Source organism: Neorhizobium sp. P12A (assembly GCF_008365395.1).
In the GTDB taxonomy this organism is placed as follows: domain Bacteria; phylum Pseudomonadota; class Alphaproteobacteria; order Rhizobiales; family Rhizobiaceae; genus Rhizobium.
This window is the reverse complement of sequence record NZ_QOVX01000010.1, coordinates 162,351-182,709: the sequence shown is the minus strand read 5'-3', so window position 1 is coordinate 182,709 and position 20,359 is coordinate 162,351. Positions and strand designations below refer to the sequence as shown.

General features: G+C 58.6%; 18 protein-coding genes. 10 read left to right on the top strand and 8 right to left on the bottom strand.

What is annotated here, in order from left to right; translation table 11 throughout:
* Nucleotides 1-184: 184 nt before the first annotated feature.
* The 4 genes from queA to coaD all read right to left on the bottom strand — a co-directional run bounded on the left by queA (nt 185) and on the right by coaD (nt 2,955).
* Nucleotides 185-1,255 (bottom strand): tRNA preQ1(34) S-adenosylmethionine ribosyltransferase-isomerase QueA, encoded by a 1,071-nt coding sequence (gene queA / locus DTW90_RS24470; RefSeq protein ID WP_149341543.1) that lies wholly within the window; start codon nt 1,253-1,255, stop codon nt 185-187.
* Nucleotides 1,256-1,327: 72 nt separating this feature from the next.
* Complete coding sequence (locus DTW90_RS24465) at nt 1,328-1,837, bottom strand: peptidylprolyl isomerase (RefSeq protein ID WP_149341541.1); 510 nt, start codon at nt 1,835-1,837, stop codon at nt 1,328-1,330.
* A gap of 20 nt (nt 1,838-1,857) precedes the next feature.
* On the bottom strand, nt 1,858-2,427 hold the full coding sequence (locus tag DTW90_RS24460; protein ID WP_149341539.1) for a peptidylprolyl isomerase: 570 nt from the start codon (nt 2,425-2,427) through the stop codon (nt 1,858-1,860).
* Between the two features lie 30 nt (nt 2,428-2,457).
* The gene (coaD, locus tag DTW90_RS24455; protein ID WP_132523778.1) at nt 2,458-2,955 is read right to left on the bottom strand and encodes a pantetheine-phosphate adenylyltransferase; all 498 of its coding nucleotides are present in this window, start codon (nt 2,953-2,955) and stop codon (nt 2,458-2,460) included.
* Nucleotides 2,956-3,160: 205 nt separating this feature from the next.
* On the opposite strand from coaD, the gene DTW90_RS37660 reads away from it, so the two are divergent.
* Together DTW90_RS37660 and DTW90_RS37200 are read left to right on the top strand one after the other, a co-directional pair.
* On the top strand, nt 3,161-3,334 hold the full coding sequence (locus tag DTW90_RS37660; RefSeq protein WP_245512734.1) for a hypothetical protein: 174 nt from the start codon (nt 3,161-3,163) through the stop codon (nt 3,332-3,334).
* 143 nt (nt 3,335-3,477) lie between these two features.
* Nucleotides 3,478-3,633: a hypothetical protein gene (locus tag DTW90_RS37200; protein WP_165927854.1), complete on the top strand. Its 156-nt coding sequence runs from the start codon at nt 3,478-3,480 to the stop codon at nt 3,631-3,633.
* 332 nt (nt 3,634-3,965) lie between these two features.
* Here the strand turns inward: DTW90_RS37200 and gyrA are convergent, their stop codons facing one another.
* On the bottom strand, nt 3,966-6,761 hold the full coding sequence (gene gyrA / locus DTW90_RS24445; RefSeq protein WP_132523779.1) for a DNA gyrase subunit A: 2,796 nt from the start codon (nt 6,759-6,761) through the stop codon (nt 3,966-3,968).
* Between the two features lie 216 nt (nt 6,762-6,977).
* On the opposite strand from gyrA, the gene DTW90_RS24440 reads away from it, so the two are divergent.
* Nucleotides 6,978-7,625, top strand: coding sequence for a MarC family protein (locus tag DTW90_RS24440; protein ID WP_149341537.1), 648 nt, complete (start codon nt 6,978-6,980; stop codon nt 7,623-7,625).
* Between the two features lie 60 nt (nt 7,626-7,685).
* Nucleotides 7,686-8,234 carry a cupin domain-containing protein gene (locus DTW90_RS24435; RefSeq protein WP_149341535.1) on the top strand — a complete coding sequence of 183 codons (549 nt, stop codon included), beginning with the start codon at nt 7,686-7,688 and terminating at the stop codon, nt 8,232-8,234.
* A 132-nt stretch (nt 8,235-8,366) separates the two neighbouring features.
* On the opposite strand, the gene DTW90_RS24430 is transcribed toward DTW90_RS24435, so the two are convergent.
* Nucleotides 8,367-8,900, bottom strand: a complete 534-nt coding sequence (locus tag DTW90_RS24430; protein ID WP_132523782.1) for a single-stranded DNA-binding protein — start codon at nt 8,898-8,900, stop codon at nt 8,367-8,369.
* A gap of 248 nt (nt 8,901-9,148) precedes the next feature.
* On the opposite strand from DTW90_RS24430, the gene uvrA reads away from it, so the two are divergent.
* Together uvrA and DTW90_RS24420 are read left to right on the top strand one after the other, a co-directional pair.
* Nucleotides 9,149-12,070 (top strand): excinuclease ABC subunit UvrA, encoded by a 2,922-nt coding sequence (gene uvrA, locus DTW90_RS24425; RefSeq protein WP_132523783.1) that lies wholly within the window; start codon nt 9,149-9,151, stop codon nt 12,068-12,070.
* A gap of 436 nt (nt 12,071-12,506) precedes the next feature.
* Nucleotides 12,507-13,313: a DUF72 domain-containing protein gene (locus DTW90_RS24420; RefSeq protein ID WP_149341534.1), complete on the top strand. Its 807-nt coding sequence runs from the start codon at nt 12,507-12,509 to the stop codon at nt 13,311-13,313.
* A 9-nt stretch (nt 13,314-13,322) separates the two neighbouring features.
* On the opposite strand, the gene DTW90_RS24415 is transcribed toward DTW90_RS24420, so the two are convergent.
* Nucleotides 13,323-14,798: an NAD(P)H-hydrate dehydratase gene (locus DTW90_RS24415; RefSeq protein ID WP_149341532.1), complete on the bottom strand. Its 1,476-nt coding sequence runs from the start codon at nt 14,796-14,798 to the stop codon at nt 13,323-13,325.
* Between the two features lie 347 nt (nt 14,799-15,145).
* Here DTW90_RS24415 and DTW90_RS24410 point away from each other — a divergent pair, with 347 nt between their 5' ends.
* The 3 genes from DTW90_RS24410 (at nt 15,146) to hspQ (ending at nt 17,492) form a co-directional block, all read left to right on the top strand.
* Complete coding sequence (locus DTW90_RS24410) at nt 15,146-15,484, top strand: P-II family nitrogen regulator (RefSeq protein ID WP_003539626.1); 339 nt, start codon at nt 15,146-15,148, stop codon at nt 15,482-15,484.
* Nucleotides 15,485-15,541: 57 nt separating this feature from the next.
* On the top strand, nt 15,542-16,951 hold the full coding sequence (glnA, locus tag DTW90_RS24405) for a type I glutamate--ammonia ligase (RefSeq protein ID WP_132523786.1): 1,410 nt from the start codon (nt 15,542-15,544) through the stop codon (nt 16,949-16,951).
* A 211-nt stretch (nt 16,952-17,162) separates the two neighbouring features.
* Complete coding sequence (hspQ, locus tag DTW90_RS24400) at nt 17,163-17,492, top strand: heat shock protein HspQ (protein WP_132523787.1); 330 nt, start codon at nt 17,163-17,165, stop codon at nt 17,490-17,492.
* A 128-nt stretch (nt 17,493-17,620) separates the two neighbouring features.
* Here the strand turns inward: hspQ and DTW90_RS24395 are convergent, their stop codons facing one another.
* Entirely contained in the window at nt 17,621-18,280 is a 660-nt protein-coding gene (locus tag DTW90_RS24395; RefSeq protein WP_132523788.1) for an invasion associated locus B family protein, read from the bottom strand.
* 263 nt (nt 18,281-18,543) lie between these two features.
* On the opposite strand from DTW90_RS24395, the gene DTW90_RS24390 reads away from it, so the two are divergent.
* Nucleotides 18,544-20,358, top strand: coding sequence for an extracellular solute-binding protein (locus DTW90_RS24390; RefSeq protein WP_149341531.1), 1,815 nt, complete (start codon nt 18,544-18,546; stop codon nt 20,356-20,358).
* Nucleotide 20,359: the final 1 nt, after the last annotated feature.

Sequence of the window (20,359 nt, the reverse complement as noted above, 5' to 3'; positions counted from 1 at the left end):
GTACGTCCGAGCCGATCGCCTCTGATCCTGGCTCAAAGATGCCCGGCCCTTCGGGTTGGCTGAAACGGGCCGCCTGATCGCCCGGCCAGCTTGGCCGTATGCTTTGGCCACGACGCCCGCCGGCCGGGCGACCATCCGACTCCGTTTGAGCCAACAGAATGTTTCAATATAGCCATGAAAGGCTCTAATCTTTCCGGAACAGGAGGCTGGCATCGCCATAGGAATAGAAGCGATAGCCCGTCTCGATAGCATGGTTGTAAGCCGCGCGCATCGTATCGAGGCCGGCAAAGGCCGAAACCAGCATGAACAGCGTCGAGCGCGGCAGGTGGAAATTGGTCATCAGGATGTCAATCGCCCTGAACCGATAGCCGGGCGTGATGAAGATGCCTGTTGCATCCGACCAGGCGTGGATCCTGCCGTCCTCGCCGGCGGCACTTTCGATCAGCCGCAGCGAGGTGGTGCCGACGCAGACTATGCGCCCGCCTCTCGCCTTCACGGCATTCAATGCAGCGGCCGTCTCGGCGCTGACATGGCCGATCTCGAAATGCATCTTGTGGTCTTCGGTATCATCGGCCTTCACAGGCAGGAAGGTGCCGGCGCCGACATGCAAAGTTACGAAGTGGCGCTCGACGCCCATGGCGTCCAGCTTGGCAAACAGATCAGGCGTGAAATGCAAGCCTGCGGTCGGCGCGGCAACCGCACCCTCTTCACGGGCATAGATGGTCTGATAATCGGTGCGGTCGCGATCGTCTTCCGGACGCTTGGCCGCGATATATGGCGGCAGCGGGATATGGCCGACGGTAGCAATCGCCTCGTCCAGCGCCGGACCGGAAAGATCGAACAGCAGGGTTATCTCGCCTGCCTCACCCTTTTCCTCGACGGTCGCCTGCAAGCTGCCCAGCATGCAGACATTTTCACCATGGCCGAACTCGATGCGATCGCCGACCTTGATGCGCTTGCCGGGCTTGGCAAAGGCTTTCCAGCGATCGGGTGCCGCACGCATGTGCAATGTCGCCGAAACCTGCTGGCCGGGCGCACCCTCGCGATGACGGATGCCTTCCAGCTGCGCCGGGATAACCTTGGTGTCGTTGAAGACGATTGCATCGCCTTCCCTAAGATAAGATGGCAAATCGCGGACATTGTGGTCGGAAAGCTGCGGCTCGACAACGAGCAGGCGCGCGCTGTCGCGCGGCTCGGCGGGCCTGAGCGCAATACGTTCCTCCGGCAGATCGAAATCGAAAAGGTCTACGCGCATGTCAAACTCTCAGACAAAGCGAAACCCGCCCCCGCGCCGAAAGCACGAAGGCGGGCTCAGGATCAATCACAATCAGACGTCTGCGGCAACCCGCATGGAGACGATGGAGTCCGGATCGACAACCGGCTCGCCCTTCTTGATCTTGTCGACGTTGTCCATGCCTTCGATGACCTGGCCCCAGACGGAATATTGCTTGTTCAGCCAGGGGCTATCGGTAAAGCAGATGAAGAACTGCGAGTTGGCGGAATTCGGGTTCTGCGAGCGCGCCATCGAGCAGGTGCCACGAACGTGGCTGAGCGCCGAGAACTCGGCATTCAAATCTGGCTTTTCCGAACCGCCCATGCCGGCACGGCCCGGGTTGAAGCTCTCGCCATCCTTCTTGCCGAACTTCACGTCGCCGGTCTGGGCCATGAAATCGTTGATGACGCGATGGAAGACCACGCCGTCATAGGCCTTCTCGCGCGCCAGTTCCTTGATGCGCGCAACATGCAGCGGCGCGACTTCCGGCAGAAGCTGGATGACAACCTTGCCCTTGGTGGTTTCGAGGATGATGGTGTTTTCGGGATCCTTGATTTCAGCCATTCTTCTTCTCCTTGGTTTGCTTACTTCTTACCGAGCGTAACTTTGATCATCTTGTCGGGGTTGCTGACTTCGCCGTTCTGGCCTTCGCCGCGCTTGATCTTGTCGACGAGTTCCATGCCGGAAACGACCTTGCCGACGACCGTGTACTGGCCGTTCAGGAAGGAGCCATCGCCGAACATGATGAAGAACTGCGAATTGGCGGAGTTCGGATCCTGGGCGCGAGCCATGCCGACCGTACCACGGGTAAACGGTACCTTGGAAAATTCAGCCGGGATATCAGGCAGATCGGAGCTGCCGGTGCCGGCCTTCTGCGGGTCATAGCCCTTCGACATGTTGCCGAACTTCACGTCGCCGGTCTGGGCCATGAAGCCGTCGATGACGCGATGAAAGGCGACATTATCATATTCGCCCTTCTGGATGAGCGTCTTGATCTGCGCGACATGCTTCGGAGCGACGTCAGGCATGAGCTGAATGACAACGGGGCCGTCCTTCAGCTGAATGGTGATGAAGTTGTCGTCGGCAGCAACGGCGCTGACGGCGAAGGCGAACAGGCACAACAGCCCGGCAAACGCGATATGAATGAGTTTCATGGGTGCTCCATCGGGAAATTTATCTTCGGCCTAGTCTTTGAGCTTGGCCTTCAGGGCTTCAAGAACAGCTGCCGGCACGAAGGCGCTTACATCACCGCCCATGGATGCGATCTGCCGCACCAATGTGGCCGTTATGGGCCGCGAGGCCGTGCCCGCCGGCAGAAAGATCGTCTGAACATCCGGCGCCATCTGGCGGTTCATGCCAGCCATCTGCATTTCATAGTCCAGATCGGTGCCGTCGCGGAGGCCACGCACCAGAAGCTTGGCGCCATGCACTCTTGCCGCATCGACCACCAGATTGTCGAAGGCGATCACCTCAATGTCGACCACCTGCCCCGGCAAGGCCTCGGTAAGCGAGCGGCGAATGAGATCGGCGCGCTCCTCGAAAGAAAAGAGCGGCTTCTTGCCTGGATGGATGCCGATGGCGACAATGACCCTGGAAGCGACGTTCAACGCCTGCACGAGGACGTCGAGATGTCCGTTTGTCATCGGATCGAAGGATCCAGGATAAAAGGCTGTCGTCGTCATGCTTTGCCGGCCGGTTGCTTTGCAGGCCTTTTGTCATGGATGGACCTGTATCGCAAGCAAATTGCGGATGCTCGGCCCGGCTGCGCTGAACCACAGATGAACAGGCCATTCAAGCCCGTTTCAGCTCGGCAATGCTTTATTGCGGACGTTCCCGCAACCGCACTCTCCACGCGGTTCGAAAGTCTCCATCCAAAGGCAAATGACCATGCTGGTCCTCTACGTCGCAGTCGCAATTCTCGGCTCTTTCCTCGTTGAAATGCTGCTGCATCACTTCAGGCGCAACTACGAGATCGTCTGGGTCTCCGTGCCCGAACAGACCGGCCATGACATTGCCCTGGAGATCACAAGGAATTTGCGGAAAAACCAGGCGCGAATCTGAACGCCAGATGAACAGAGCATTCAAGGTCGCTTCAGATCGGCCTTGGTAAACAGAGCCTCAACATCCGGCGGAACTATCTTGAAGCGGATGCGTTACCAGATCGAACCATAGATATGCTGATTATGACCCAAAGGAAAAAACTCATGCTCGATAAGATGAATCTGATCAACCTCGTTTGGATGACCATGGTCACGGGCATGCTGGCAGCCACAATCGCACTCTATGATCAGAAGGTGGACCAATCGAAAGTCTATGGCCCCTTCGCCTCTGCCCGGCCGTTCGTGACGAGCCAGTATTGAGGATCTGAACGCAACCCTTTTAGAGAAAGGACCGCCATGTTCACGATTTTAACAATGCTTACTGCCCTTATCAGCATCATGTTCATCGTGTCCGTGGCGTCGACCATCTCCGCATTGCGCCGCGAAACTGAAGAGATCAAGGAAATCGACAAGCATCACAAGGCTTTCTGATTTTCCCCGACCCAATGCGCTCATGTCCCCGAGCGCTTGGGCCTTTCCCACCGGACGCCGTCCCCCAACAGCGTCCGGTTTTTTTTGTCAAAATCGGCTCCAAACGAAAACCGGGCAGCAAATGCCGCCCGGTTTTTAAAGCTTGCCGATGGTAAAGCGACCTATTCCTCGCTACCAGGCGCGGCTCCCTCTTCAGAAATACCTGCCTCAGGCGGTGTGCCTTCTGTAATCTCGGCTACATCGTCCTCGCCTTCCGGCTCGCTGATACGCTCGACCGAGACGACCTTCTCATCCTTGGCGGTCGAGAAGATGGTCACGCCCTTCGTGGCGCGGCTGGCGATACGGATGCCGCCGACCGGAACACGGATCAGCTGACCGCCATCGGACACCAGCATGATCTGGTCGGTGTCTTCAACCGGGAAGGCTGCGACGAGTTCGCCGATCTCGCCGGTCTTCGAGGTATCGGTGGCACGAATGCCCTTGCCGCCGCGGCCAGAGATACGGAAGTCGTAGGATGAAGAACGCTTGCCGAAGCCCTTCTCCGAGACCGTCAGCACGAATTGCTCCCGCGCCTTCAGTTCCTCGTAGCGTTCGTCGCTCAGCTGTCCCTCTTCGGTGACTTCCTCACCCACCAGTGCGATATCTTCCTCATCGACGCCTATTGCACGGCGTTCAGCGGCAGATCTCCGGAGATAGGCAGCACGCTCCCAAGGCTCGGCATCGACATGGCCGACGATCGTCATGGAAATAATGCTGTCACCCTCACCGAGGTTGATACCGCGTACGCCGATCGAATTGCGTCCGGCAAAGACGCGCACATCATCGACCGGGAAACGGATGCACTGGCCCAACGCCGTGGTGAGCAGGACGTCGTCATGCTCCATGCAGGTCTCGACGGAGAGGATTTCGTCGCCCTCTTCCTCGAGCTTCATGGCGATCTTGCCGTTGCGGTTGACCTGGACGAAGTCGCTGAGCTTGTTGCGGCGGACCGTGCCCCGGGTCGTCGAGAACATGACGTCGAGATTATCCCAGCTGTCCTCGTCCTCGGGCAGCGGCAGGATCGTCGTGATGCGTTCGCCGGGTTCCAGCGGCAGCATGTTGATGAGTGCCTTGCCGCGCGAGGTCGGCGTGCCGATCGGCAGGCGCCAGACCTTCTCCTTGTAGACGATGCCGCGCGACGAGAAGAAGAGAACGGGCGTATGCGTATTGACCACGAATAGCCGGCTAACGAAATCCTCGTCACGAGTGGTCATGCCGGAGCGACCCTTGCCGCCGCGACGCTGCGCGCGGTAGGTCGTGAGGGGCACGCGCTTGATATAGCCGAGGTGCGAAACCGTCACGACCATATCTTCGCGGGCTATGAGATCCTCATCGTCCATTTCCAGACCGCCATCGACAATCTCGGTCCGGCGTGGCGTGCCGAATTCATCACGAACGGCGGTAAGCTCTTCTTTTACAATGGTTTGGATGCGAACGCGCGACGACAGAATTTCGAGGTAATCCTTGATCTCGATGCCGATCTTGTTCAGTTCGTCGCCGATTTCATCGCGGCCGAGAGCCGTCAGGCGGGCGAGACGCAATTCGAGAATGGCGCGCGCCTGCTCTTCGGAGAGGTTATACGTACCGTCCTCGTTGATGCGATGACGCGGATCATCGATTAGCCGGATAAGGGACTCAACATCCGCCGCCGGCCACCGACGCGTCATCAACTCTTCGCGGGCAGAACCCGGATCGGGCGCCTGCCGGATGACGCGGATGACTTCGTCGATATTGGCGACGGCAATGGCAAGACCGACCAAGACGTGGGCGCGCTCGCGCGCCTTGCGCAGCAGGTACTTCGTGCGGCGGCTAACGACTTCCTCGCGGAAGGAAACGAAGGCGCGCAGCATGTCGAGCAGCGTCAACTGCTCCGGCTTGCCGCCATTCAGCGCCACCATATTGCAGCCGAAGGAGGTCTGCAGCGGCGTATAGCGATAAAGCTGGTTCAGGATGACATCCGCATTCGCATCGCGCTTCAGCTCGATGACAACGCGGTAGCCCTGGCGGTCGGACTCGTCGCGCAGGTCGGAGATGCCCTCGATGCGCTTTTCGCGCACCAGTTCGGCCATCTTCTCGATCATCGTCGATTTGTTCACCTGATAGGGAATCTCGGTGATGATGATCTGCTCGCGGTCACCACGCATCGGCTCGATTGCGGCAACGCCGCGCATGATGACGGAACCGCGACCGGTCTCGTAGGCGGAGCGGATGCCGGCGCGGCCGAGGATCTTGGCGGCGGTCGGGAAGTCCGGGCCTGGAATGATCTGCATCATTTCCGGCAGTTCGATCGCCGGGTCGTTAATCAGCGCGATGCAGCCATCGATGACTTCGGACAGATTATGCGGCGGAATGTTCGTCGCCATGCCGACCGCGATACCGCCGGCACCATTCACCAGCAGGTTCGGGAACTTGGCGGGAACGACAACCGGCTCGGAGAGCGTGCCGTCGTAGTTTTCGCGGAAATCAACGGTTTCCTTGTCGAGGTCGTCCAACAGCGAATGCGCAGCCTTCTGCAGGCGGCACTCGGTGTAGCGTTCGGCCGCCGGTGGGTCGCCATCGACAGAACCGAAATTGCCCTGACCGTCGATCAGCGGCAGCCGGAGCGACCAGTCCTGCGCCATACGGGCAAGCGCGTCGTAAATCGCGGCGTTGCCGTGCGGATGGTATTTACCCATCACGTCACCGGTGACGCGGGCGCATTTCACGTATTTCTTGTTCCAGTCGATACCGAGCTCGGACATGCCGTAGAGGATACGCCGGTGAACCGGCTTCAGCCCGTCGCGCACGTCGGGAAGCGCGCGGCTCACGATGACGCTCATGGCGTAATCGAGATACGACCGCTGCATTTCCTCCATGATGGAAATTGGCTCGATGCCTGGCGGGAGCTTCCCGCCGCCGGGAGTGGATTGCTCAGTCAAAACGGATCACGATCTCTTTTAGAATCACTGCAGAATTTATATCCGAAACCATGCGCTTACGCCAATTTTGGCGGGTGCCTGGAACGGGCTTATCCCCTCTTTAAACGATGGAATCGCGCATTTCCGTGGCAGATTTTCGTCTCGCGCCTTGCGAATGCCGTTCCGTCGCATATCAATGGGCCAACACGCAACAAAACGACCCCACGGGAACACGATATGGCGATTGCGGACACGCTGATCAATGCCTTCACGACGCTGCTCGTCACCGTCGATCCGCCGGGTCTCGCGCCGCTGTTTCTGGGGCTGACGACGGGCATGAACCGCTCGGAGCGCAGCCAGGTGGCGCTGCGCGGCTCTTTGATCGCATTCGGCATTCTGGCCGCCTTCGCCCTTTTCGGCTCCAGCGTGCTCGGCATCCTCGGAATTTCGATTGGCGCCTTCCGCATTGCCGGCGGTCTGCTGCTTTTCTGGATCGCCTTCGAGATGGTTTTCGAGAGGCGGCAGGACCGAAAGGAAAAGACGAAGGACGTCGCGATCACGCAGGACCAGATCCACAATATCGCAGTCTTTCCGCTGGCCCTTCCGCTGATCGCAGGTCCCGGCGCGATCTCGGCGACCATTCTGCTTGCGGGATCGCTGCAATCGTCCTTCGAGCGGGCGCAGCTGATCGGCGTCATCGCCATCAACCTGCTGCTGCTCTTCGCGACCCTCTTGATTGCCGAACGCCTGGACCGCTTTCTTGGTGTCACCGGCCGCGCGATCCTCACCCGCCTCCTCGGCGTCATCCTGGCGGCGCTCGCGGCACAATTCGTCGTTGACGGGACCAAGGCGGCGTTGAGCCTCGCTGGCGGCGCGCCGCATTGATCGAACGCGGAACCCTCGCCGGATTTCAGCGTTAGCTGTCCAGAAAACTGGAGAGACGAGATGGCCGACCATTCCATCACGGCATCAGGCGACACCGGTCCGATCCCGGTGGACGATCCGCAGCGTGTTCTTACGATTTCAGCACCAACCGACCCGGATCTATCTGTCGTCAGTCTTGCGGGAGATACCTACACGATCCTCATTTCCAGCGCGCAGACGGAGGGTCGATACTGTCTTATCGACATTCTGGTTCCCGATGGCGGGGGGCCTCCGCTGCACAGGCATGATTTCGAAGAGATGTTCACGCTGCTTGAGGGCGAACTGGAATTCACCTTCCGCGGCAAAACGTTCACGGTGAAAGCACCGGCAAACATCAACATACCGGCGAATGCGCCGCATCGGTTTCAAAACAGGTCCGGACGCATGACGCATATGCTGTGCATGTGTACGCCCGGCGGGCAGGACGAATTCTTTCTCTCGGTGGGAATGCCCATCGACAAAGGCGCGCCACCCTCTCCCAAATTAAGCGAAGAGGAAGCCGAAAGCCGCCGAGCGCTGGCGCAGCGGCTTGCGCCCAAATATCGGACTGAAATGCTCGGCCATCCCTAGCAGCCGATCAGAGACCGGCATTTGAAACAGCAGCCGCCATAGGTTTGAATTCATCGAGGCGATCGAACGGCTTGCAAGTCTCGCGCGCCGCCGCGATAGACGAACGTCGGCGAGCGCGTTCGAAATTCCATCTCAAAACGGAATATCGTCGTCCAGATCCCGCGAGAAGTTGCTTCCACCACCACCGCTGCTGTTACCGCCGCGACCGGAGGACGGGGACTGGCCGTAGTCGTCGCCATATCCACCACCGCCGCCGCCGTAATCATTGCCGCGACCACCGCGACTGCCACCTTCGCTGGCGCCGCCGCCTTCGCCGCGGCCATCCAGCATCGTAAGCGTCGAATTGAAGCCCTGCAGCACGATTTCGGTGGAATAGCGGTCCTGGCCGTTCTGGTCCTGCCATTTGCGGGTCTGGAGTGCGCCCTCGATATAGAGCTTGGCGCCCTTCTTCACATATTGCTCGACGACCTTGCAGAGGCCTTCGTTGAAGACGACGACAGTATGCCATTCGGTCTTTTCGCGGCGTTCGCCGGAATTGCGGTCGCGCCAGGTTTCCGACGTCGCAATCCGAAGATTGGCGATCGGCCGGCCGTCCTGCGTCCGCCGGATTTCGGGGTCAGCCCCCACGTTTCCGACCAGAATTACCTTGTTCACGCTACCAGCCATGCTTTTCACCCTGCTTGCCGCCCTGCCCGGCGGCGTTCTAACCAATCGATATACTTTAAACCATCGCGCTGGCGAATGCGCTCGCCGCCGGTTTAATCCACAAGGAATTTTGTTCTTTATTTGTTCTAGTTTATGTCTATGATCCTGTCAACAGAATCGAAAACCTGATCCCTCCGTTCATTTGAGCCTCGACTCGCCAGCCGGCATCACTAAATAAGGGCGGAGACCAAGGGACCAAGCTAAAGACGATGAGTGAACTGAAAACAATTTCCATCCGCGGCGCACGCGAACATAATCTCAAGGGCATCGATCTTGAGCTTCCGCGCAACAAGCTGATCGTCATGACGGGGCTATCGGGCTCCGGCAAATCCTCGCTTGCCTTCGACACGATCTATGCCGAGGGTCAGCGGCGCTATGTCGAGAGCCTGTCGGCCTATGCGCGGCAATTTCTCGAGATGATGCAGAAGCCCGACGTCGACCAGATCGACGGGCTTTCTCCGGCCATTTCCATCGAGCAGAAGACGACGTCGCGCAATCCGCGCTCGACAGTCGGCACCGTCACCGAAATCCACGACTATATGCGACTGCTTTTCGCGCGTGTCGGCGTCCCCTACTCGCCGGCCACGGGTCTCCCGATCGAGAGCCAGACCGTCAGCCAGATGGTCGACCGCATCCTTACCTTCGGCGAAGGCACGCGGCTCTATATATTGGCGCCTTTGGTTCGCGGCCGAAAGGGCGAGTACAAGAAGGAACTGGCGGAGCTCATGAAAAAGGGCTTCCAGCGCGTCAAGGTCGACGGCCAGTTCTACGAGATTGCGGAAGCACCCGCGCTCGACAAGAAGTATAAGCATGACATCGATGTTGTGGTCGACCGTATCGTCGTGCGTTCCGATGTGTCTGCTCGCCTGGCGGACAGCCTCGAGACCTGCCTGCGGCTTGCCGACGGGCTCGCCGTCGCCGAATTCGCCGACAAGCCGCTTCCGCCGGAGGAAACGGCGGCGGGCGGATCGGCCAACAAGTCCCTGAACGAAACCCACGAGCGCGTGCTCTTTTCGGAGAAGTTCGCCTGTCCAGTCTCCGGCTTCACCATTCCGGAAATCGAACCGCGGCTGTTTTCGTTCAACAATCCGACCGGCGCCTGCCCGACCTGCGACGGCCTCGGTTCGCAGCAGAAGATCGATCGGGACCTGATAGTACCGGAACATGAGCGAACATTGCGCGACGGGGCGATCTCACCCTGGGCCAAGTCGACCTCGCCCTATTACAATCAGACTTTGGAAGCGCTGGGTAAGCATTACGGTTTCAAGCTGAGCAACCGCTGGAGCGATCTGTCCGACGAGGCGAAGGACGTCATCCTCAACGGCACGGAAGACAAGATCGAATTCCATTACGCCGACGGCGCGCGCTCCTATACGACGCACAAGAATTTCGAAGGTATCGTGCCGAACCTCGAGCGCCGCTGGAAGGAAACGGATTCCGCCTGGGCGCGCGAGGAGATCGAGCGCTACATGTCGGCGGCCCCCTGCCCGGCCTGCAACGGCTTTCGCCTGAAGCCGGAAGCGCTCGCCGTCAAGATCGACAAGCTGCATATCGGCCAGGTGTCCGACATGTCGATCCGGATCGCACGCGACTGGTTCGAAAAGCTGCCGCAGACGTTCAATGCCAAGCAGAATGAAATCGCCGTTCGCATCCTCAAGGAAATCCGTGATCGCCTTCGCTTCCTGAACGATGTCGGGCTCGAATATCTCAGCCTGTCGCGCAATTCAGGCACGCTGTCCGGTGGCGAGAGCCAGCGCATTCGCCTCGCATCACAGATCGGATCGGGGCTTACGGGCGTTCTCTACGTTCTGGACGAGCCGTCGATCGGCCTGCACCAGCGTGACAATGCGCGCCTGCTCGAAACGCTGAAACACCTGCGCGATATCGGCAATACTGTGATCGTCGTCGAGCATGACGAGGATGCGATCCTGACGGCCGACGACGTGGTGGACATAGGCCCGGCGGCCGGCGTCCATGGCGGCCAGGTCGTCGCCCACGGCACGCCGCAGGAGATCATGGCCAATCCGAAATCGCTGACGGGCAAGTATCTCTCCGGCGAACTCGGCGTTCCCGTGCCTTCCGAGCGGCGCAAGCCGAAGAAGGGCAAGGAAATCAAGGTTATCGGCGCCCGCGGCAACAACCTGAAGAACGTGACGGCCGCCATTCCGCTCGGCGTTTTCACGGCTGTGACGGGTGTTTCCGGTGGTGGCAAGTCCACCTTCCTGATCGAGACGCTCTACAAATCCGCGGCGCGGCGCGTCATGGGCGCTCGCGAAATCCCGGCCGATCACGACCGGATAGACGGCTTCGAGCATATCGACAAGGTGATCGACATCGACCAGTCCCCGATTGGTCGTACGCCGCGATCGAACCCCGCGACCTATACCGGCGCGTTCACGCCGATCCGTGACTGGTTCGCGGGCCTGCCGGAAGCGAAGGCGCGCGGCTATCAGCCGGGGCGGTTCTCGTTCAACGTCAAGGGCGGACGCTGCGAGGCCTGCCAGGGCGACGGCGTGATCAAGATCGAGATGCACTTCTTGCCTGACGTCTACGTCACCTGCGATGTCTGCCATGGCAAGCGCTATAACCGCGAGACGCTCGACGTCACCTTCAAGGGCAAGTCGATAGCCGACGTGCTCGACATGACGGTCGAGGAAGGCGTCGAATTCTTCGCGGCGGTCCCGGCGGTGCGCGACAAGCTGCAGTCGCTCTTCGATGTCGGCCTCGGCTATATCAAGGTCGGCCAGCAGGCGAATACGCTTTCGGGTGGCGAGGCGCAGCGCGTCAAGCTAGCCAAGGAACTGTCGAAGCGCTCGACCGGGCGCACGCTCTACATCCTCGACGAACCGACGACCGGCCTGCACTTCCACGACGTCGCCAAGCTCTTGGAGATGCTGCACGAACTGGTGAACCAGGGCAATTCCGTTGTGGTCATCGAGCACAATCTCGAGGTCATCAAGACCGCCGACTGGGTTCTCGATTTTGGCCCTGAGGGAGGCGACGGCGGCGGCGAGATCGTGGCGACGGGCACGCCGGAGGCAATCGTCAAGGAGAAGCGATCCTATACTGGCCAGTTCCTCAGGGAACTGCTGGAGCGGCGGCCGGTGAAGAAGGTCGTGGCGGCGGAGTGATCTTTTGGCAAACTCGGTCTTCCGATTTTATTCGGCGATGCCCCGAGACATTCAACGGGAGTTTTTTGGCGCCAACAAGACTCCACTTGTCCGCTTTCATGGACTCAAAATTGGAAGATCGCCGTTCTTCAAGATGACGGTCGTGACCGAAGAGGGTTTGGCGTCAACTGAGTTTCAGGGTTGGCTTGATCGAAATTGCAAGCTGGTGACAGGAAAATATCTTGGGTGGACAGGAAATGAGCGCTCATATTTGGTTCACCGACCCTCCAACTGGCGTTTGCGTTGTCTGATTTGGATGTTTCAGAGCAGACGGCGGGCAGCCAAGTATTGGAATCTGATAAAGTTCGCCCTTGGGACTGGACTTAAGAACAAGTCGAACGATCAAAGAAAATTGTAACGTCCAAGCGCTCATTCAAACTTCAACGAGGAGGACTTCATGACCAAATCCGGAATAATCCGAACCGGTATCGGCGGCTGGACCTTTGAACCGTGGCGCGGTCATTTCTTTCCGAAGGAGCTTAAGCAGAAGGACGAGCTCAATTTTGCCAGCCGGCAGCTGAAGGTGATCGAAGTCAACGGCACCTATTACAGCACGCAAAAGCCTGCGGTCTTTGCAAAATGGGCGTCAGATGTGCCCGATGGCTTTATCTTTTCGCTGAAGGCAACGCGGTTCGTCACCAATCGCAAGGTGCTGGCGGAGGCAGGTGAATCGATGGAACGATTTCTGCAGTCCGGTATCAGCGAACTTGGCGACCGTCTGGGACCGCTGCTCTGGCAATTCGCGCCGACGAAGAAGTTCGAGCCCGAGGATTTCGAGGCATTCCTGAAGCTGCTGCCGGCAAAGCAGGACGGGCTTCCGTTGCGTCATGTGGTGGAAGTCCGCCATGATTCCTTCAAGGTGGCGGAATTCGTTGCGCTCCTTGAGAAATATGGCGTGGCGCCGGTTCTCGCCGAGCATTTCGACTATCCGATGATCGCTGATGTCACCGCCGATTTCGTCTATGCCCGCCTTCAAAAGGGATCGGACGATATTCCGACCTGCTACCCGCCGAAGGATCTGAAGGCGTGGGCCGACCGGCTTGAAACCTGGGCGGAGGGCAAGATTCCCGACGATCTGCCGCTCATCGACCCCGACCGGAAGGTCAAGGTTGAACCAAGGGACGTCTTTGCCTTCATGATCCACGAAGGCAAGGTCAATGCGCCGCATGGGGCGATCGCCTTGCAGAAATCCCTTTCGAAATAGAGTGTCGCGTCAGAGCGGTCTGACATGCGCCACGAGATCTTCGGCGGTGAGCCCTTTTCCGGCTCGCTGACCGGTCTCGCCATGCAGCCAGACGCCTGCGGCGGCCGCCTCGAAAGCGGGCATGCCCTGTGCCAACAGGCCGGCGATTATGCCCGCAAGAACGTCGCCCGAGCCCGCGGTCGCGAGCCATGGCGGCGCATTTGCGTTGATCAAGGCGCGACCGTCCGGCGATGCTATGACGCTGTCTGCACCTTTGTAGACGATGGCGGCGTTCGCCCGCTTCGCCGCAGCGCGCGCCTTTTCGACTTTGCCAAGACTGTCGTCCGCGGCGATATCCGGAAACAGCCGGGCGAATTCGCCTTCGTGTGGCGTCAAGACAAGATGGGTGTCGCCGTGGGCGAACGCATCGAACAGCTGCTGTGGATTATCACGGAACGAGGTGATGCCGTCAGCGTCCAGAACGAGATGGCGGTCGCTGAGGGCGAGCGCAAAATGGCGCGCCTTTTCACCAATGCCGAATCCGGGACCGAGAACGAAGGTCGACAGCCGCTTGTCCTCAAGCCATTTCTTCAATGTCGCGTCATCGTCGACCGGATGGACCATGACGGCCGTCAGCGCGCCGGCATTGACGCTGAGCGCTTGCGTTGGAGAGGCGATGGTCACAAGGCCTGCCTCTGCTTTCAAGGCGGCCATTGCCGACATGCGCGCAGCACCGGTCGCGTGGGCGCCGCCGGAGAAAACGACGACATGGCCGCGCTTGTATTTGTGGGTCTCGGTCATGGCCGCAGGAACGGTCCCCTGCCATTGCCTCGGTTCGTTCTCGGCGATCCCGTGGCCGGCATGCGCACGGACGATGCGTCCGGGAATACCGATGTCGAAGACTTCCATGACGCCGCACAGTTCCCGCCCCGGCATCAGCAGATGGCCCGGCTTGCGCGTCATGAAGGTAATCGTGTGGGTCGCCCGGAATGCGGTACCGAGAACATGGCCATTGCGACCATCGAGCCCCGAGGGAAGGTCGACGGCGATGACCGGAACGCCCGCCTGTGTGGTTCGCGCTATAACTGAGGCCACGGTATCCGGGACAGGTCTCGACAGGCCGGCGCCGAAGATGGCATCGACGACCACGTCACCCCTGCCCGGCTCATATTTCCCGATGTCATCTCCCTTGATCTCACAGGCCTCGAAAGCGCGAGCGGCATCCCCCTTTAATGACGAGGGATCGCCTAGATGGAACAGGGCTACATCCGCTCCACTCTGCCGCAAGGCGCGCGCCGCAATATAGCCGTCCCCTCCATTGTTTCCGGGACCGCAAAGGACGACGTATCTGGACGCCTGGGGGTAATGCCGCAGCGCTGCTGCAGCCACCGCCTGCCCCGCCTTTTCCATCAGGCCAAAGGAGTCAATTCCGGACGCTGCGGCGTCACGATCGACCGCGGCCATGTCACTGGGTGTAAGCAGGAGATCTGCGAGGGTTGAGGTCATGATATCGGATATTCAATGCTAAACCTGCCTGAAAAACAATCGCAATTTCGCAACCGCGCTTGCGTAGAAAACATGCTTTTGCATAAAAAATAATCTCTTCAGTTCAATCTTCCTCCTTATTGGCTGGACGGAAAATTGCGCGATTTTTTTCATTTTCGCACGATTTTTTTCAATTCTCCTATAAAACCACTATCAATTCTCTCGTAAATCCCTCTCAATTGGAGGTGCGGGGGCAGATTCTGGAGATTTTTTGCCCAGCATGGATGAGAACTGGCACGCTATGTGCATTGGCAAGGCCGAGCGGGATCGTTCCTGCTGTAACGCGAAAAGCGGAGAGACATTTTCTCATGAAAAAGATCGAAGCGATCATAAAGCCTTTCAAGCTTGACGAAGTGAAGGAAGCCCTTCAAGAAGTCGGCCTGCAGGGTATCACTGTCACGGAAGCGAAGGGCTTCGGTCGTCAGAAAGGTCACACGGAGCTTTACCGTGGAGCCGAATACGTGGTCGATTTTCTACCCAAGGTAAAGGTCGAGGTCGTGCTGGCGGACGAGAATGCGGAAGCCGTCATCGACGCGATCCGCAAGGCTGCCCAGACGGGGCGGATCGGCGACGGAAAGATTTTCGTTTCCAACGTCGAAGAGGTCATTCGAATTCGTACCGGTGAGACTGGCATAGACGCTATTTAAACGCCCTTCGCGCCAAGCGAAGGGTTCATAATCGTCATCAAATAAGGGAAGCACTTAATGACGACCGCAAGCGAAATTCTTAAGCAGATCAAGGACAATGACGTAAAATTCGTTGACCTGCGCTTCACGGATCCCAAGGGTAAGCTGCAGCACGTGACAATGGACATCGCTTGCGTCGACGAGGACATGTTTGCCGATGGCGTCATGTTCGACGGTTCGTCGATCGGCGGATGGAAGGCCATCAACGAGTCCGACATGGTGCTCATGCCGGATACGGAAACGGTCCATATGGACCCGTTCTTCGCGCAGTCCACCATGGTCATTTTGTGCGACATTCTCGACCCGGTTTCGGGCGAAGCCTATAACCGCGACCCGCGCGGCACCGCCAAGAAGGCTGAAGCCTATCTGAAGGCATCCGGCATCGGCGATACCGTATTCGTCGGACCGGAAGCCGAATTTTTCGTCTTCGACGACGTCAAGTACAAGGCCGATCCGTACAATACCGGCTTCAAGCTCGACTCCAGCGAACTGCCGTCGAACGACGACACCGATTACGAGACCGGCAACCTCGGCCATCGTCCGCGCGTCAAGGGCGGCTACTTCCCGGTTCCGCCGGTCGACAGCTGCCAGGACATGCGCTCGGAAATGCTGACCGTACTCTCCGAAATGGGCGTCGTCGTCGAAAAGCATCACCATGAAGTCGCTGCTGCCCAGCACGAACTCGGTATAAAGTTCGATACTCTGGTGCGCAACGCCGACAAGATGCAGATCTACAAGTACGTGGTCCACCAGGTCGCCAATGCCTATGGCAAGACGGCAACCTTCATGCCGAAGCCGATCTTCGGCGACAACGGCTCGGGCATGCACGTTCACCAGTCGATCTGGAAGGGTGGCAAGCCGACCTTCGCCGGCGACGAATATGCGGGCCTTTCCGAAACCTGCCTCTACTATATCGGCGGCATCATCAAGCATGCCAAGGCGATCAACGCCTTCACCAATCCGTCGACGAACTCCTACAAGCGTCTCGTTCCGGGCTATGAAGCACCGGTTCTGCTCGCCTACTCGGCTCGCAACCGTTCGGCTTCCTGCCGCATTCCCTTCGGCACGAACCCGAAGGCAAAGCGTGTCGAAGTCCGCTTCCCGGATCCGACCGCCAACCCCTACCTCGCCTTCGCCGCCATGCTGATGGCCGGCCTCGACGGCATCAAGAACAAGATCCATCCCGGCAAGGCCATGGACAAGGATCTCTACGACCTGCCGCCGAAGGAACTGAAGAAGATCCCGACCGTCTGCGGCTCGCTACGCGAAGCGCTGGAAAGCCTCGACAAGGACCGCAAGTTCCTGACAGCCGGCGGCGTGTTCGACGACGACCAGATCGACGCCTTCATCGAATTGAAGATGGTGGAAGTGATGCGCTTCGAAATGACACCGCATCCTGTCGAATACGACATGTACTACTCGGCCTGATCGCCAGATCGAAAGCCCCGGTTCGCCGGGGCTTTTTGCCAACGCAGATGCTTTGCGGGTGACTTGAACTAAAGTTGGTTGCGACCAAAGAACCTCTATTTTGTCAGGCAGTTCCGACGACGAAATATGACGGCTATATGAAGCAACTGCGAAAAAACCTTGATTTGGCGAGCTGATAACACCACTTATTTCCTTGAAAGGAACTCGCGCCATGAAACAAAGCAATGCAAAATTTAACATCGGCGAAGTGGTTCGACACAGGGTTTTCCCATTTCGTGGAGTCATCTTCGACGTCGACCCCGAATTCGCAAATACGGAAGAGTGGTGGAATGCCATTCCGGCCGAGGTAAGGCCCAACAGGGATCAGCCGTTCTATCACCTGCTTGCTGAAAACGAGGAGACGGAATATGTCGCCTATGTTTCGGAACAGAATCTCGTCAGTGACGAAAGTGGTATTCCGCTGCGCAATCCGCAAGTCTACCAGATCTTCGACACGGCTCCGACAGGCCAGTTCAGACCCAAGATGAGCTTCGCCCACTAAGGCCAGTCGAAACAGTTCAGTCGTAGAGGAAGCTGCGGGCGCAGCTTCCTTTTTTTATGCCCGTCATTCCTCCCGAATCAAAAAAGCCCGGCTTAAAACCGGGCTTTTGAATAGGATCGAAGCAGAGATTACTGCTGCTTGGCAGCCTTCTGGGCGTCTTCAAGCTTCTTGCGGGCTTCTTCAGCCTTCTTCTGCATGCTGTCCTGAAGGCTCTTCTGGCTTTCGGCCAACTTGGAGTCCGAGATCGGCTGACCGTCATAGGCAGCGCCAAAACCGTCGAGGGAAATCTTGATCGGGTTCGGAGCGCGGCGGAAGTTGATCGAGGTGAAGGTCACGTCGGTGCCCTTCTTCATGCCTGCGATCATGGCGTCCGTGACCGGAATTTCGGCCGTGCACTTGTCGGGCAGGCAGACTGCGTAGTCGATCTTCTGACCCTTGCCGCCATCAACCTGCATCGTCACGCCAGGAGCAATCAGGCGAGCCGTGGGGACGGAGATCTGCAGGATCTTGCGGTTGACCTTGCCATCGATCGAGATGAGGCCGACAGCCGTCACGAGCTGGCCGTTATTGGCCATGATCAGATTCTGTGTGATGCAGATATCGTTGTCGTCCTGCTTGGAGCAGGTCTTGTACCAGCCGAGACGCGGCTGGGCCGGGTTAGCGGCACCATCCGCAGGAGCTGCGTTAGACGCATCCTGGGCAAAAGAAGCAACCGGGGCAGCCGCGCCGATGATGAGAGCCAGAGCAGAAACCACTGCCCGGATTTTTTTGTCATTCTTGAACGTCATAGCGAAATCCGCCTCCTGAAATCCGATGCTGAGCAGCTTTTTGCTACCCCATGCCAGTCGGGTCAAACTGCCGTCCACCTGTCGAAAGATTGAGGCAAATGCATGACCCGAAACTCGGAACACCTGTTACATCGCACTGCGGCGGATATCCAGCATTTCTTTGGTGATTTGACGACATGCAGCAAGAAATCCCTTCTGCGGATGTGGATTTTATATCCGCATGATAAGGTCCGTTCGAATCACGCCCTGCCGGAAAGGATGCCATGCAAGCGCTCCGGATCTTTACTTTCCTGATCTTTGCGATCTTCTCCAGTACTGCCGCCTTAGCACAACCGCTTTACGCAATCACCATGCATGGCGACCCTGCTCTTCCCGCCGACTACACGCATTTTCCTTACGTCAATCCGGATGTGAAAAAAGGCGGCCATATTACCTATGGTGTCGTCGGGACTTACGACAATCTCAACCCCTTCATCCTGAAGAGCATGCGCACAACGGCGCGCGGCATGTGGGATCCGGAATTCGGCAATCTGGTCTATGAATCGCTCATGCAGCGCTCCCGCGACGAGCCTTTCACCATGTATGGGCTGCTCGCCCAGACCGTTGAATGGGACGAAGACCGCACCTTCATCCAATTCAATCTGAACCCGGCGGCGAAATGGTCGGACGGGCAGCCGCTCACCGCCGACGACGTCATCTTCAGCTTCAACCTCCTGCGCGAGAAGGGCCGCAGCCCCTTCAGCAACCGCCTCGATTCGGTGGAGAAGATGGAGAAGGTCGGCGACAGCAGCGTCCGCTTCACCTTCAACAAGAAGGCCGATCGCGAAACGCCGATGATCCTCGCTCTCTCCGTGCCAATCTTGCCGAAGCATGCCATCAATCCCGACACATTCGACCAGACCTCGCTGACGCCGCCCATCGGTTCCGGCCCCTATCGGGTCAAGACCGTCAATCCCGGCGAAAGCATCACCTTCGAACGGAACCCGGATTACTGGGCGAAAGACCTGCCCTCCAAGGTCGGCATGGACAATTACGACACGATATCGGTCGATTATTTCCTGCAGGAGACGACGCTGTTCGAGGCCTTCAAGAAGGGCGACGTCGATGTCTATGAGGACGGCAGCCCCGGCCATTGGGCGGATGCCTATGATTTTCCGGCGGTCTCATCCGGCGAGGTTGTCAAGGACGTCTTCACGCCGAAGCTGCCGAGCGGCATGCTCGGCTTCGTCTTCAACACACGCCGGCCGATCTTTGCCAATCCGAAGGTCCGCGAGGGCCTGTCGCTTGCCTTCGATTTCGAATGGGTCAACAGGAACCTCTCCTCCAACGCCTATACGCGCACGGAAAGCTTCTGGCAGAATTCCGACCTCTCCTCTTATGGTGTGCCCGCCAATCAGCGCGAACTGGAAATGCTCGGGCCGATCAAGAACCGCATCGATCCGGCCGTGCTCGACGGCACCTATAAACTGCCCGTCAGCGACGGTTCCGGCCGCGACCGCACGGTTCTGAAACAGGCGGTCGATCTCCTAAGGGAGGGTGGGTACACGATCAGGGATGGCAAGATGGTCGACGCCAACGGCCGGCAGCTCTCCTTCGAGATCATGACGCAGAACATCGACCAAGAGCGCATCGCCATCGCCTATCGCCGCTCGCTGGAACTGCTCGGCATCGCGGTGGCGATCCGCACGGTCGACGATTCGCAATATCAGCGCCGAACGATCAGTTTCGACTACGACATGATCATGAAGGTCTATCCGTCGTCGCTATCGCCGGGAATCGAGCAGATTTCCTACTGGTCGTCCCAGACCCGCAACAAGGAAGGCAGTTCGAATTTCGCTGGCGTCGCCGATCCCGACGTCGACACGCTGATCTCGCATATCCTGACGGCCCGCAACGCCGACGATTTTCGCGACGCCGTCCGCTCCTTCGATCGTCTGTTGATATCGGGGCATTATTTGGTGCCGCTCTACCACATCGACGACCAATGGATCGCCCGCCACAAGCGCGTCGGCCACCCCGAGACTTTGCCTCTCTATGGCTATCAGCTGCCGGTCTGGTGGGACGCGACTGTGCAGTAGG